Raw genomic sequence first — 14,381 nt, forward strand, 5'->3', positions numbered from 1 at the left:
GGTCGGCGGCGTGACCTCCCGGCGGGTCGGTCGTTGGGCTGGCCGGGGGCGGCGCAGGCGGTACCGGGGGAGGTTCACTCGCTCGGGTGGTTCTGGGTGCCCCGAAGCATTCCGCCAGGTCAAGGGCGATAAAGTTAGGCTTACCTAACTTCTTCTGGGGGTTCGCCTTGTCGCTCGCCGCCGTACCCGCCCAGGCCGCCACCGCCACCGCGGCCCCGCCCTCCGGCGAGGCCATCCTGCGCCGACAGCGCGTCCGCGAGTCCGCGGCCCGGACGTACGCCCGCTCCTTCCCGATCGTCCCGGTCCGGGCCCACGGCATGACCGTCGAGGGCGCCGACGGGCGCCGCTACCTGGACTGCCTCTCCGGCGCCGGGACGCTCGCCCTGGGCCACAACCACCCCGTCGTGCTGGAGGCGATCCGCCGCACCCTCGACAGCGGCGCCCCGCTGCACCTGCTCGACCTCGCCACCGCCGAGAAGGACGACTTCACCAGCGCGCTTTTCGAGAGCCTGCCCGCCGAGTTCGCCGCCCGCGCCCGGGTGCACTTCTGCGGACCGGCCGGCACGGACGCCGTCGAGGCCGCGCTCAAACTGATGCAGACCGCCACCGGCCGCCCCAGCGCGCTCGCCTTCACCGGCGCCTACCACGGCATGACCGCCGGCGCCCTCGCGCTCACCGGCAACGTCGCCGTCAAGGAGCCGTTGCCCGGCGGCGGCGAGGTGGTCCGGCTGCCCTACCCGTACGGCTACCGCTGCCCGTTCGGGGTCGGCGGCGAGACGGGCGCGGAACTCGGCGCGACCTACGTGGAACGGCTGCTGGACGACCCCTCGGGCGGGGTGGTGCCGCCCGCCGCGATGATCCTGGAGGCCGTCCAGGGCGAGGGCGGGGTCGTCCCCGCGCCCGACGGCTGGCTGCGCGAAATGCGCCGGATCACCGCCGAACGCGGCATCCCGCTGATCGTGGACGAAGTGCAGACCGGCGTCGGACGCACCGGCGCGATGTGGGCCGTCGAGCACAGCGGCATCGTCCCGGACGCCATGGTGCTCTCCAAGGCCATCGGCGGCAGCCTGCCGCTCGCCGTCGTCGTCTACCACGAGGACTACGACGGCTGGCGGCCCGGCGCCCACACCGGCACCTTCCGCGGCAACACCCTCGCCATGGCCGCCGGCGCCGCCACCCTGCGGTACGTCGCCGCGCACGGGCTGGCCGAGCGGGCGGCCGTGGCGGGCGCCCGGATGACCGCCCGGCTGCGGGAGCTCGCCGCGGAACTGCCGGTGATCGGCGACGTCCGCGGGCGGGGGCTGATGATCGGCGTCGAACTGGTCGACCCGGCCGCCGAGCCCGACGCCTGCGGCGCCCGGCCGGCCGATCCGGCGCTCGCCGTACGGGTCCGGGAGGCCTGCTTGGCGCGCGGGCTGATCGTCGAACTCGGCGGGCGGCACGACGCGGTGCTGCGGCTGCTGCCGCCGCTCACCATCACCGACGAGCAGGTCGCCGCGGTGCTGGAGCGGCTGGCGGACGCGATCGCGTCAGCATCGGCATCGGCTTCGGCTTCCGCTCCAGCCGGCGGGGGTGGCGCATGACCGCCGACTCGTCCGGGGCGGTGCCCGAACCGCCCGGCGAGGACGTCCCCCTGGACGCGCTCGCGGGCGGCGCCGGCGGGCCCGGGGCGCTCGGCCCGTTGCTGGCCACCGTCCTCGACGCGCTCGACACCGGCACCGCACGGCGCTCCGGACCGCTGCCCGCCGGCAGCCCGGCCGAGATCGCCGCCCTGGTCGCGGACGGGCTGTCCGGAGCCCGCGGGCGCGGTGCACTGGCCCGGCTCACCGAACTGCTCGCCTACGGCGCCGCCGACCCCGCCGACCCGGCCTGCGCCGCCCACCTGCACTGCCCGCCGCTCGCCGTCGCGACCGCGGCCGACCTCGCGGTCAGCGCGCTCAACCCCTCGCAGGACTCCTGGGACCAGGCCCCCGCCGCGACGGCCCTGGAGACCGCGCTGATCGCCGAACTGGCCGCGCTGGTCGGCTACGACCCGGCGCGGGCGGCCGGGGTGCTCACCTCCGGCGGCACCGAGTCCAACCTGATGGGGCTGATGCTGGCACGGGACCAGAAGCTCGACGGCATCGTGGAGCTGGACGGGATCCCGGCGGGCATACGGCCGTGCATCCTCGCCTCCGAGGCCGCGCACTTCTCCGTCCAACGCTCGGCCGCCCTGCTGGGACTCGGCGAGCGGGCCGTCATCGCCGTCCCCGTCGACCGCCGACTCCGGATGGCGCCCGAGGAGTTGGAACGAGTACTGGCCGAGGCCAGCTGGGCCGGTCGGACCCCGATCGCCGTCGTCGCCACCGCCGGCACCACCGACACCGGCGCGATCGACCCGCTCGGCGCCGCCGCCGACCTGGCCGGACGCTACGGCGCCTGGCTGCACGTCGACGCCGCGTACGGCGGCGGCGCGCTGCTCTCCGACCGGCTCGCCCCGCTGCTCGACGGCATCGGCCGCGCCGACTCGGTCTCCCTCGACTGGCACAAGCTCGGATGGCAGCCCGCGGCCGCCGGGGTCTTCCTGGTCCGCCGGGCGGAGACGTACGTCTCGCTCGCCCGTCGCGCCGAGTACCTCAACCCGGTGGACGACGAGCAGGCCGGCTACCCCAGCCTGCTCGGCCGCTCGCTGCGCACCACCCGGCGGGCCGACGCCTTCAAGCTCGCCGTCACGCTGCGCACCCTCGGCCGCGAGGGGCTCGGCCGGCTGGTCGACACCTGCCACGACCTGGCGCTGGCGGCGGCCGCCGCCGTCCGGGCCGAACCCTCGCTCGAACTGCACTCCGAGCCGGTCCTCACCGCGCTGCTGTTCCGCTACCGGCCGCCGGGGCTGACGGACGAGGCCGCCGTGGACGAGCTGAACGGGCGGCTGCGCCGACTGCTGCTGCGCACCGGGCGTGCGGTGGTCGGGCGCACCGAGCTGCCGGGGGCCGGACCGGGGCGGGTGCGGCTGAAGCTCACGCTGCTCAACCCGCACACGACGGTGGGGGAGGTGGGCGCGTTGCTGCGGGAGGTGGTCGGCGCGGGGCGCAAGGTCGCCGGGGAACGGGCGGGGTAGGGGCGTTGGCCGGGGTGGACCCGTGCCCACCGTTGGGGCGGGGCACGGGGTCGAGGTCCGGGGTGGGGTCAGGCGTTCAGCAGGATGCCGCGCGTGAGTTCCCAGGTGTCGGGGTCGGCGGCGACCAGCAGGCCGTCCACGCAGCCCGGGGCTTCGGGCTGGTAGGGGGCGCCGTCCAGCCGGGCCGCGAGGCCACCGGCCTCGGTGAGCAGGAGCGAGCCCGGGGCGTGGTCCCAGGGGAGGGTGCGCCAGTAGAAGATGAAGTCGGTCCGGCCCTCGACGACGTCCGGGTATTCGATCCCGGCGGCGCTGCGGCCGGGGGAGATCTCGCCGAAGGCCGAGCAGCCGGTCTCCAGGCGGCGGCGGTGCTCCGGGGAGAGGAAGCGGCTCTTCAGGATGCCGGTGAGCTTCCCGGCGTCGGCGGGTGCCGGTGGGCGGGTGAGGCGCGCGCCGTCGCGCCAGGCGCCGGAGCCCAGTTCGGCGCGGTAGCCGGTCGCGGTGGCGGGCTGCCAGATCCACGAGGCGACCGTCCGGCCGGTGCGGACCAGGGAGCACATCACGGCGTAGTCGGGGCGTCCGGCGACGAAGTTGGAGGTGCCGTCCACCGGGTCGACCAGCCAGACGGCGGGCTCGTCGTGGATGGCCTGGGCGAGCGACGGCTCGGCGGCCACCGCCTCCTCGCCGACCACCGGGACGGGGAGGAGCTCGTGCAGGCGGCGGGCGATGATCGCCTCGGCCTCGCGGTCGGCGATCGTCACGATCTCGCCGGGTGCCTTCTCCATCACCTCACCGGCGGCCAGAGCCCGGAAGCGCGGCTCCACCGCCTCGGCCGAAGCCTCGGCGAGTATGTCCGCCACCTTGTCCATCAGCACGTTCGCGCTCCCTTCGCCGTTACCCACTTTCGCACGAGTGGGCGAATGGGGTGTCGGCGGACAGCTGACGACAAACAGATTTCAGATGACAGATGACAGATGACAGATTTCGAAATCTGTCAGCTGTCAGCTGTCATTTGTTCGCCCTCGGGCACCCGAGTGTTCGCCGCCAGCCGTCAGCCGCCCAGGTAGTGGAATCCCGGGCGGGGGTGCATCAGGAACTCGTGGTGCGAGATGTTCCACGCGTACGCGCCCGCCATCGCGAACAGCACCCGGTCCGCCGCCCGCAGGCCCGCTGCGCCGCTCGCCGCCCGGGCGAGCACGTCCTTCGGGGTGCACAGCTGCCCGGCCAGGGTCGCCCGGCCGGTGCCGACGGCGGGGCGCGGCCAGAGGTGCGGCCAGGCGTCCACCGGGAGCACCGTGAAGGGCTGGGAGTGCCCGCGGGTGGCGGGGGTGCGCAGGTGGTGGGTGCCGCCGCGGACCACCGCGAAGTCCTCACCGTGGCTGCGCTTCACGTCCAGCACCTCGGTCGCGTACCAGCCGCAGTACGCGGTCAGCGCCCGGCCGGGCTCGATCCGCAGGGTCAGCCCGGGGTGGGTGTCGAGGAGCTTGGCCAGGCCCTCGCCGAAGGCCGTCCAGTCGAAGCGCTGCGCCGGGTCGTCGTAGTCCACCGCCATCCCGCCGCCGATGTTGACCTCGGTGAGCGGGAAGCCGTTGCGCTCGGCCAGTTCGGCCGACCAGGTGACGATCTGCTCGGCGACCGCCAGCTGCTCCGCCGCCGCCAGTCCGCTGGCCAGGTGGGCGTGCACCCCGCGCAGGCGCAGCTGCCGGCCGAGCGGGCCGCCGTCGGCGAGCAGCCGGACGCACTTCTCGGCCCGGTCCGGGTCGAGCCCGAACGGGGTCGGCCGTCCGCCCATCGCCAGCGGCACCGCGTCCAGGGCGTCGGTGACCACCGGCAGGTTGACCCGCAGCAGGACGTCCACCGCCGCCCCCGGCCGCTCCGCCAGTACGGCGGCGAGTCGGTGCAGCTCCTGCTCGCTCTCGACGTGCCAGCGGTGCACCCCGGCGTCCACGGCGGCGGCGATCTCGGCCGGGGTCTTGCCCGGCCCACCGAAAGCCAGCGGCGCGTCCGGAACGGCGGCTCGCACGTGCGCCAACTCCCCGCCGCTGGAAACCTCGTAGCCGTCGACGGCGTCGCGCAGCGCGGTCAGCAGCGGCGCCTCCGGGTTGGCCTTGGCGGCGTAGTACAGCTCGACCCGCTCGGGCAGCGCGGCCCGGACGGCGGCGGCGTGCTCGCGCAGCGCGGCCAAGTCGTATACGTAGGCGGGCAGTTCGTCGGGTGCGAGCGAGGCGACATGGTGGTGGACGGTGCTGTTCGCGGTATTGCTCATGGTGTTGCTCATCGGGCGGCGCTCCCGGCGGGAAGGTGGGCGGTCATGCGGGCGGCCTCGGCGAGCACCGAGCCGGCCAGCGGGGAGGGCAGTCGGACGTACCCGGCCTCGCGGTCGGCCTTGCGCTCCCAGCGGGTCAGCAGGTTGGCCTTGGCGGGCAGCGGGACGCCGGCCAGCAGCGCCCGCAGCCGGGGCGGGCGGCCGTGCGGGGCCGCGTACTCCTCCAGGACGTCCCGGACGGCCTGCCAGAGCGCGCCCTCCAGCTCGGGATGGCGGTCGGCGAGCGCGGCGAGCAGTTCGGCAACGTGGTTGACCAGCAGGCAGTAGACCACCCGGTCCCAGCCGCGCTCGGCGTCGTATGTCATCGGGCCGGCCACCTCGGGCGGCAGGGCGGCCAGGATGTCGGCGTTCTGCTCGGGGACCAGCTTGGTGCCTTCGAGGTCGCGGAAGAGCACCTGCGCCGGGCGGCCCTCGGCGTCGACGCCGATCAGCACGTTCTGCAGGTGCGGCTCCAGTACCACGCCGTGGTCGAAGTAGGCGGCCAGCACCGGCGGGAGGAGCAGTCGCAGGTAGTCGCGCCACCAGTCGAGTGCCGCCGTGCTGTCCGAACTCCCGCCCAGCAGGCGGGAGATGTGTGCCGAACTGGTCGGGTGCTCGTCGGCGACGGCGGCGGCGAGCAGCGGGGTGACACCGGGGCGCAGCAGGCCGCCGAACCCCTCGCGCAGGATCAGGCCGAAGCCCTCGTACAGCGCCCGGTCCGGGCGGCCGTCGGCGCCGGGCAGGGCGAGGGTGCGGAACGCGGGCTCGCGCAGCATCGCCGCCCCGGGGAAGCGCCGGGCGAGGTCGGTGAGCGCGGGGTCGAGCAGCCGGGTGAGCGCGACGGCGCCGGTGAGCTCGTAGGCGGCGTTCTTGCGGAGGCAGTTGGTGATGCGCACGTTGAGGCTGAACTTGAGGAAGGCGTCCGCGCCGTACAGGGTGCGCACCGAGGCGGTGGCGGCGAAGCGCTCGCCGCGCGGGCCGAGGTCGAGGACGTCGCCGCGCGCCAGGGCGGCGCGCAACAGCGGCTGGTCGCCGATGAGTTGGTACTGCCAGGGGTGGGCGGGCAGCAGTCGGTAGCCGTCCGGCACCTCGCCGAGGCCGTCCAGCACGGCGCTCGCGCCCTCGTCCAGGGACTCCTCGGCCAGCAGCTCGGCGCGGACGGCGAGGTGGCGCAGCGGGAAGGCCGCGCGGGACTCGGGCGCGTAGTGGCGCCAGTCGCCGCGGGCGGCGGAGCGGGACTTGGGAGCCGGGTGGAAGCGGTGGCCGAATAGCAGGGCCTGCTCGGACTCCAGGTAGCGGTCCGCCCCGGCGGCCGGACGCTCGGCCAGGCCCGCGCCCACGCCGCGGTGGCTGGACGCCACCTGGTCGAGGAACTCCTCGTTCACCGTGCCGGTGCGCAGCTCCAGTTCGTCCTGGGCGTACCCGGCCAGCTCGCGCCAGCCCAACTCGCGCCACCCGTCCGGGGTTTCCTCGTGCACGGGGCCGGTGAAGCGGTGCGCGCCGAGCAACGAGGTGCGGCGCAGGGCGACCCGCAGCAGGGTGCCGCGGCGCGGCAGGCGCAGCAGCAGCCGGCCGTCGTCGACGGCGGTCTGGTGCTCGGGCGCGGATACCTCGCGCAGCAGGCAGTTGAGCAGGGTGTGGGCCACCGCCTCGTCGGTGCCGGGCAGTTCGGCGGCGGCTTCGAGGGGAAGGGCGGCTTCGAGGGGAAGTGCGGCGGGGAGGGTGGCGGGCCGGGCGGTCATCGGGGGCTCCTACGGGTCAGGAGGGCGAGCAGGGCGGCGGCCAGTGCGGCGACGGTGCCGGTGACGATCGGGGCGGCCGGTCCGCCGCTGCCGTTGGCGAGCGCGGCGGCGAGTCCGGCGGCGACGGCACCGCACTTGGAGACGGTTTCGCGGGTGCCGAACATCCGGCCTGGCGCGCGGCCACGAGCGGCTTCGGCGGCGAGGACGGCGAGGCAGACCAGGCCGAAGGTCATGCCGAGCCCGAGCACCGCCCGGGTGAGGGCGAAGGTGAGCAGGGAGTGGGCCGGGGCGTGACCGGCCAGCCCGAGGGCGACCAGGACGAAACCCAGGGCCAGTCCGGTCCGGGGGCGCGCCTCGACGGCGGCGTGCACCCGCCCGGCACCGACCAGGTAGACCAGGTGCGGCAGCGCGAACAGGAGGCCCGCGACGGTGCCGTTGACGCCCGGCAGCCGCTGCTGGACCAGGGTGATCAGGTACGGGAAGGAGATGACGGTGGCGAAGACGAAGGCGAACTCGAAGGTGTAGAGCAGCCTGAGCGAGCCCGGCGGGTCGACCTCGACGGCGTCGCGGCCGGTTCGGGCGGCGGCCGGATGGACCGGCTCCGGCAGGAAGTTGAGCAAGGCCGCGGCGGTCAGCGGCAGCACCGCCAGCACCAGGTACTGCCGGTGCGGGTCGATCCACGGCGACAGCGCGCCGACCAGGATCGGTGCTGTGACCAGGGCGGCCCGGGCGCTGCCCTGCATCAGGGTCAGCGCCTTGGACAGCTGGGAGCCGTCCAGGGCGGCCGCGAGGTAGCCGTTGGTGGCGGAGAAGGTGCCGCCGAGGAAACCCTGGAGGACCAGCGCGATGGTGAAGGCGGGCAGGCTGTCGGCGGCTCCCGCGAGCAGGAAGGACACGGCGAGGCCGAGTTGGGCGCGCAGCAGCAGCCGCTTCTGGCCGAAGCGGTCGGCCAGTCGGCCCCACAGCGGTGCGCCGAGGGCGGTGAAGACGGTCGGCACGATGTAGAGCAGGCCGGCCCAGTGCCCGTCGTGGTCGCCGAGGCCCGGGAGGATCTCGGTCAGGTAGGGCGGCAGGCCGAGGGCGGCGAAGGAGGCGACGAAGTAGCAGGCCGCCACCGCGTGCACCTGGCGTCGGTCCAGTCCGACCGTTCCGGCCGACCGCGGCAGTGGCTCGACGGTGGTCATGAACGGTCCTTCGGCAGCAGGTAGTTGGGTCCGTCGGTGTAGTGCTTGTTGATGTCGGCGGCGCCGCTTCGCTCCTTGCTCAGCAGGGTGCCGGCGCTCACCATGGCCTTGACCGGCAGCCGTTCGGCGTCCAGCAGGGCGGTGCGCAGCGGCTGCCCGGCCGGGCCGAGGCGGTCGACGGCCTCGGTGAGGGTGGTGCGCAGCAGCTCCAGGCTCCGTTCCAGCGGCACCCGGCCGTGCGCGGCGAGGCCGAAGGCGAGCGAGGCGGTGCACAGGTGGCCGGTGATCGTGGTGAACAGGTCGGTGAGCGCGCGGTCCTGCTCGCCGAGGATTCTTGGGTCGCGGAACTCGGCGGCCAGCGGGGCCAGTTCGCCGATCCGGAAAGTGTTGATCCGGGGGCCGTCGGTGTCCTTGTAGAGCAGCCGCAGACCGGAGCCGTCGAGGACGAGGGAGGTGTTCTGCTGGTGCGACTCCAGGGCGATGCCATGGCCGAACAGGGCGGTCTGCCAGTCGACCAGCAGCCGCAGCAGCTCCTCGTACAGGGCGAGGACGGAGCCCTGGTGGAAGCGGTCGGCCAGGTGGTCGATCACCAGTCGCCCGTCGGGGGCTTCGGCGAGCAGGGCGGCCAGCGACACGGTGACGGCGCCGTCCAGGCCGTCCGGGTAGCGGCGCAGCAGGACGGCGAGCAGCTCGTCGTCGGCGTGCGCGTAGCGCTGTTCGTCGACGTGCAGCACCCGTCCGGTGAAGCGCGGCTCGCGGGCTACCACGGCCTCCACCAGGCGCTGCCCGACCGCCCCGTTGACCAGGGTGACCGGCTTGATGGTGCGCCGGTTGCGCATCCCCAGGGTCGCGGTGGCCAGCGGCAGTTTGAGGTGGCAGGCCGGGTCCGCGACGACGGCGACGGTGCGCATGGACAGCGTCGGCAGCACATCGAGGTACGGCTCGGGAGCGAGCACCGAGCCAGGGGCGATCCGACTGAAGTCCTCTCCCGCGGTGAGCGGGTGGACCGGGACGGTCAGGAACTCGCCCGGCACGCCAAGCTGTTCGGCGCTCGGCCACCAAGCGGGCAGCGGGCCGTCACCGCGTACGGTCAGGCGACCGGCCGGGACGGCGAGCCAGCGCAGCCGGAACGTGGGATGGAACTCCGGTGCGTAAGCGCGCAGTTGCGGCTTGGTCAGGCCGGAGCGGCCGCGTGCGGTCGGATACACCGGGTGGTCCAGGAAGGCGGCCAGGGCCTCGAAGCCGAGCGAGGCGCGGGGGCCGGTCCAGTCGGCCACGTCCTTGCCGTAGCGCTCGGCGAGTTCGGTGTGCACCTCGGGCAGCACCCGGTCGTGCAGTTCCATGGTGGCGAGGGTCTGCCGGCACTCCTCGGCGAAGGCCAGGTGGCCCGGGCGGTCCAGCGGATCGGCGCGGTCCGCGAGGTGGGCGAGGACGGCGGGCAGGTCGGTGAGGCGGGTTCCGTTCACCTCCAATGCCGGCAACCGGGCCGCGTGGTCGCCCTGGAACCCCTCGGGGGTGACGGGGAGGGCGAGCGTGCCGTCGGTCAGCCAGGGGCCGTCGGGCCGCTGCTCCAGGACTCCGTCGGTGCGCAGGCCGAGCACGTCCTCGCGAAGCAGGGCGGACAGGACCCGCAGGGTCAGCCGCTCGGCGGCGGTTCCGTCGACGGGTGCGCTGCCGTGGGCAGTCGCCTCGGCCGTGGTCATGAGGCGATCTCCCAGCGGTTGGCGGCGATGAACTCCGCGACGGCGGCGTCCACCGCGCCCTGGTCCGGGCCGACCGCCCAGACGATGCCCAGGTAGTCGCGGTTGGTGCGGTAGAGCTCGTGGTGTGCGCCGAGTTCGCGCACCGGGCGGTAGGAGAGCACGACGCCGTCGGCGCGCCGCTCGAACCGCGGCTCGGGGGCGGCGGTCAGGGTGCCGGCCTGTTCGGCGCAGACGCGCTCATGGCGGGCCCGCTGGTCGGTGCGGGCGCCGAGGTCGGCGGGCAGGGCCTCGCCGAGGTGGGTGCGCAGCACCAGCTCGAAGTAGGGGATCCGGAGGATCTCGGCGAGCATCAGGTCGCACTGGTCGCCGATGGCGCGGTAGTTGACCTCGATGATGCGGGCGCGGCCGTCCGGCTGGAGGACGAACTCGGTGTGGCAGGCGCCGAGTCCGACGCCGAGGGCGTCGAGCTGGTCGAGCACCTGGTCGACCACCGGCCGGGGGTGCGCCGGGACGAAGGTCAGCACCTCCTCGATGAAGTCCGGCGGCGGGGAGAGCCGGGTGCGGAAGCCGCCGAGGACGTGCCGGTCACGGCCGTCACCGAGGGTCTCCAGGGTGCACAGCTCACCGGCCAGGAACTCCTCCACCACCAGCGTGGCGCCGGGGCGGCGGTGCTGGATCTCCTTGACCCGCAGAGCGAGTTCGGTGTCGTCGGCGACCAGCGTGACGTCCTCGCTCGCGACGCCCTCGCGGGGCTTGACGATGCACGGGAACGGCGGGGTGAGGCCGGCCGGGTCCTGCCCGGGGGCCAGTTCGGCGGACCAGACCCGGTCCAGTCCGCACTCGGCGAGGTGGCGGCGCAGCTCGCCCTTGTTCTTCGCCCGCAGGGCGGCCTTCCAGTCCTTGCCGGCCAGGCCGAAGTACTCGGCGACCAGTGCGGTCTGGGTCTGCAGGTGGTCGCTGTTGCTGAACACCGCGGCGGGCGCTTGGTGTTGGGATATCAGCCCGATCACCTCGCGGAAGTCCTGGACGTCGCACTCCACCACCTCGCACGCGAACTCCTCGTCGGAGTAGGCGCGTTGGTGGGCCTCGACGTGGTCGGTGAGGACGGTGACGTCGAGCCCGAGCCGGGCGGCGGCGGGCAGGAAACCGCGGGTGACCGAGTCGGTGGGGTTGAGGGCGAGCAGGTAGAGCCGCATGGGGGTGTCCTTGGGGGGGGCGAAGAACGGCGAACAGATGACAGATGACAGATTTCGAAATCTGTTGTCTGTTCGCCGTCGGTTGTTCGTTGTTCGCTGTTCCTCGCGGCCCGGCCCGGCCACAGGCGGGCAGGCGGGCAGGCGGACAGACGAACGGGAGAACGGGAGAACGGGAGAACGGGAGAACGGGAGAACGGGAGAACAGGCGAACAGCAGGCAACGGCTACTTGGGCGCGTCCACGCCCGCCGCCTTCGCGATGTCGACGAGCATCGCGTCCGCGGCCTGGACGCCGATGCCGGACATCCAGGTCTCGTCCGGCACGGTGAAGACCTTGTTGTTCTTGACGGCGTTCAGGCCCTGCCAGACCGGGGTCTGCTGGACCTCGCTCTCCTTGGTCTTGGTCGGGTCGTCGGCGGTGGTGACGAACACCAGGTCGGCGTCGGCCTGGTTGATCTGCTCGGCGCTGACCTCGATGATGTTCTTGTCCACGTCCTGCGAGGCCGGGCGGGTCAGGCCCACGTCCTTGAGCACCACACCGCTGTAGGAGGCCTTGGCGTACAGCCGGGTCGGACCGGCCACGAAGCGGACCACCGAGGCAGTCGGCATCGTCCCGTTGTACTTCGCCTTGATCGCCTCGCCCAGCTTGTGCGCCCGCTCCTCGTAGTCGGCCAGCGCCTTCTTCGCCTCGTCCTCCTTGCCGAGCGCCTGGGCGTACAGCGCGAGGTTCTCCTTCCACGGGAAGCCGGTGGTCTCGGCCAGCACGGTCGGCGCGATCGCGTTCAGCTGGTCGTACACCTTGGCGTGCCGGACCTTGGAGGAGAGGATCAGGTCGGGCTTGAGGGAGGCGATCAGCTCCAGGTTCGGCTCGTTCATCGGGCCGACGTCCTTGGTGTCCTTGATCTTGTCCTTGAGGTAGTTCGGGAACCCGCCCTCGGTCTTCATGTGCGGGGACACCGCGCCGACCGGCGTGATGCCGAGCAGCGTGACGTCGTCCAGCTCGCCGCTGTCCAGCACCACGACGCGCTTGGGCTGCGACTTGATCTGGGCCGTCCCGGCGGCGTGCTTGACGCTGCGCGGGAACCCGGCGGCGGTGCCCGCCGAGGCGACGGAGGACGCGGAGTCGCCCCCCGATCCGGCGGTGTCCCCGTTGCTGCCGCAGGCGGCGAGGAGCGTGGCGGACAGCGTGACGGCGAGGACGGCGACGGGGAGGCGGCGGTTCATCGGGGTTCCTTGGATCGGTCGAACGGGGGGACGGAAAAGGGAAGTTCAGGCGGGGACGGAAGCGGAGGCGGAAGGGGAGGCGGAAGGGGCGGCCGCGGCCCGGACGCGCGCCCGCGGCACGACCAGCGGCGTCCCGGTCTCCGGGTCCGGCACCACCCGGCACGGCACGCCGAACACGGACTCCACCAGCTCGGCCGTCAGCACCTCGGCGGGCGGACCGGCCGCGGCGAGCCGCCCGTCCTTGAGCACCACCAGGTGGTCGGCGTACCGCGCGGCCTGCCCGAGGTCATGCAGCACCATGACGACGGTGCGCCCGGCCTCGGCGTGCAGGTCGGCGACCAGGTCGAGCACATCGAGCTGGTGGCGCAGGTCGAGGAAGGTGGTCGGTTCGTCGAGCAGCAGCAGGTCGGTCTCCTGGGCGAGCGCGAGCGCGATCCAGACCCGCTGGCGCTGCCCGCCGGAGAGCCGGTCGACCTGCCGGTCGCGCAGTTCGGCGGTGCCGGTGCGGGTCAGTGCCTCCTCGACGGCCGCCTGGTCGGCCTTGGACCACGGGCTGAGCATCCGCTGGTGGGGGTAGCGTCCGAGCCGTACCAACGCCTCGACGGTGACCGCCTCGGGCGTGACCGGCTGCTGCGGCAGCAGGCCCATCCGCTTGGCGAGCGTCCGGGCGGGCATCCGGTGGATGTCGGCGCCGTCCAGGGTGACGGTGCCGGCGGCCGGGTCGAGCAGCCGGACGAGGCCGCGCAGCAGGGTCGACTTGCCGCACGCGTTCGGTCCGACGATCGCGGTGACGGCGCCGCCGGGCAGTTCGAGGTCGAGCCCGTCGACGATGGTCCGCTCGCCGTAGCGCAGCCCGAGGCCGTGGGCGGCGAGCCGGTTCCCGGTCGGAACGGTCGAGGGGGAGGTCATCAGCTGCTCCTCTGGGGAAGCCGGCCCTGGCGGATCATCAGCACCAGGAGCCAGGGCGCGCCGAGGGTGGCGGTGACGGCACCGACCGGCAGGCCGTGGACGGGGATCACGTGGAGCACGAGGAGGTCGGCCGAGAGCAGCAGCACGGCGCCGGTTAGCGCGGTGAGGCCGAGCGTGCCGAGGGTGGGCGGGCCGGCGAGCAGCCGGACCAGGTGCGGGACGGCGAGCGCGACGAAGGCGACCGGCCCGGTGAGGGCGGCGGCCAGCGAGGCGAGCGTGATGGTGAGCAGCAGCAGCCAGAGCCGGTCCCGGGCGGGGTTCAGGCCGAGGCCGCCGGCCGAGTCGTCGCCGAGGTCGAGGACGGCGACCCGCCGCTGGCAGAGCAGCAGGGCGGCGGTGGTCAGCGCGATCGCGGAGCCGCCGATCCACACCTCGGTCCAGTTGCGTCCGTACAGCGAGCCGGTGGTCCACTGCATTGCGGAGGAGGCCAGCTCGGCCGGGAACCGTACGATCATCAGGTTCACGGCGGCGGCCAGGCCCTGCTGGACCGCCAGGCCGACCAGCACCAGCCGGGTGACGGCCATCTTCGAGCGCCAGGCGAAGCCGCCGAGCAGCAGCGCGGCGAGCATTCCGCCGCCGACCGCGGCCAGCGGGATCAGCTGCTGCGAGGCGCCGGTGGCGAGCATCAGTACCGCGCCGAACGAGGCACCGCCGGTGATGCCGATGGTGTCGGGGGCGGCCAGCGGGTTGCGGAACAGCCGCTGCAGCACCGAACCGGCCATCGCCAGCCCGGCGCCGGCGATCAGCGCGGACACCACGCGCGGCGCCCGGAACTGCTGCACCACCAGGACGTTGCCGGGCTCGCCCTGACCGAACAGGGCGCGCAGCGCGTCCCAGGCGGAGATGCTCACCTGGCCGGTGCCGAGGGCGACGTCGGTCAGCAGCACCAGCAGTGCGACGGCGACCAGCGACCAGGCGGCGGTCCGGGCCCGGCGGCGGGTGATCGCGCCCATCGGCGCGGTCAGT

11 protein-coding genes are annotated in these 14,381 nt (G+C 73.9%); 2 read left to right on the forward strand and 9 right to left on the reverse strand.

Annotated features, from left to right (window positions below; all coding sequences use genetic code 11):
• Window positions 1-167: 167 nt before the first annotated feature.
• Both ACIG5E_RS01400 and ACIG5E_RS01405 read left to right on the forward strand, forming a co-directional pair.
• The gene (locus tag ACIG5E_RS01400) at window positions 168-1,583 is read left to right on the forward strand and encodes a diaminobutyrate--2-oxoglutarate transaminase (RefSeq protein WP_396530734.1); all 1,416 of its coding nucleotides are present in this window, start codon (window positions 168-170) and stop codon (window positions 1,581-1,583) included.
• On the forward strand, window positions 1,580-3,097 hold the full coding sequence (locus tag ACIG5E_RS01405) for a pyridoxal phosphate-dependent decarboxylase family protein (protein ID WP_396530736.1): 1,518 nt from the start codon (window positions 1,580-1,582) through the stop codon (window positions 3,095-3,097). The genes ACIG5E_RS01400 and ACIG5E_RS01405 overlap by 4 nt, the downstream gene beginning before the upstream one ends.
• A gap of 68 nt (window positions 3,098-3,165) precedes the next feature.
• On the opposite strand, the gene ACIG5E_RS01410 is transcribed toward ACIG5E_RS01405, so the two are convergent.
• The 9 genes from ACIG5E_RS01410 to ACIG5E_RS01450 form a co-directional block, all read right to left on the reverse strand.
• Window positions 3,166-3,963 (reverse strand): inositol monophosphatase family protein, encoded by a 798-nt coding sequence (locus tag ACIG5E_RS01410; protein ID WP_396531006.1) that lies wholly within the window; start codon window positions 3,961-3,963, stop codon window positions 3,166-3,168.
• Between the two features lie 182 nt (window positions 3,964-4,145).
• Window positions 4,146-5,360, reverse strand: coding sequence for a type III PLP-dependent enzyme (locus tag ACIG5E_RS01415; RefSeq protein ID WP_396530737.1), 1,215 nt, complete (start codon window positions 5,358-5,360; stop codon window positions 4,146-4,148).
• An 8-nt stretch (window positions 5,361-5,368) separates the two neighbouring features.
• Entirely contained in the window at window positions 5,369-7,141 is a 1,773-nt protein-coding gene (locus ACIG5E_RS01420; RefSeq protein ID WP_396530739.1) for an IucA/IucC family protein, read from the reverse strand.
• A complete protein-coding gene (locus ACIG5E_RS01425) occupies window positions 7,138-8,325 on the reverse strand; it encodes an MFS transporter (protein ID WP_396530740.1) in 1,188 nt (395 codons plus the stop codon). Before ACIG5E_RS01425 ends, ACIG5E_RS01420 begins: the two co-directional genes overlap by 4 nt.
• Entirely contained in the window at window positions 8,322-10,028 is a 1,707-nt protein-coding gene (locus ACIG5E_RS01430; RefSeq protein WP_396530741.1) for an IucA/IucC family protein, read from the reverse strand. Before ACIG5E_RS01430 ends, ACIG5E_RS01425 begins: the two co-directional genes overlap by 4 nt.
• Entirely contained in the window at window positions 10,025-11,224 is a 1,200-nt protein-coding gene (locus ACIG5E_RS01435) for an acetyl-CoA carboxylase biotin carboxylase subunit family protein (RefSeq protein ID WP_396530742.1), read from the reverse strand. The genes ACIG5E_RS01430 and ACIG5E_RS01435 overlap by 4 nt, the downstream gene beginning before the upstream one ends.
• Window positions 11,225-11,447: 223 nt before the next feature.
• Window positions 11,448-12,446, reverse strand: a complete 999-nt coding sequence (locus ACIG5E_RS01440) for an ABC transporter substrate-binding protein (RefSeq protein ID WP_396530743.1) — start codon at window positions 12,444-12,446, stop codon at window positions 11,448-11,450.
• A gap of 45 nt (window positions 12,447-12,491) precedes the next feature.
• The gene (locus ACIG5E_RS01445) at window positions 12,492-13,355 is read right to left on the reverse strand and encodes an ABC transporter ATP-binding protein (protein WP_396530745.1); all 864 of its coding nucleotides are present in this window, start codon (window positions 13,353-13,355) and stop codon (window positions 12,492-12,494) included.
• Entirely contained in the window at window positions 13,355-14,368 is a 1,014-nt protein-coding gene (locus ACIG5E_RS01450) for a FecCD family ABC transporter permease (RefSeq protein ID WP_396531007.1), read from the reverse strand. The genes ACIG5E_RS01445 and ACIG5E_RS01450 overlap by 1 nt, the downstream gene beginning before the upstream one ends.
• Window positions 14,369-14,381 lie beyond the last annotated feature (13 nt).

Origin of the sequence: Kitasatospora sp. NPDC053057 (genome assembly GCF_044546945.1) — a bacterium.
In the GTDB taxonomy this organism is placed as follows: domain Bacteria; phylum Actinomycetota; class Actinomycetes; order Streptomycetales; family Streptomycetaceae; genus Kitasatospora.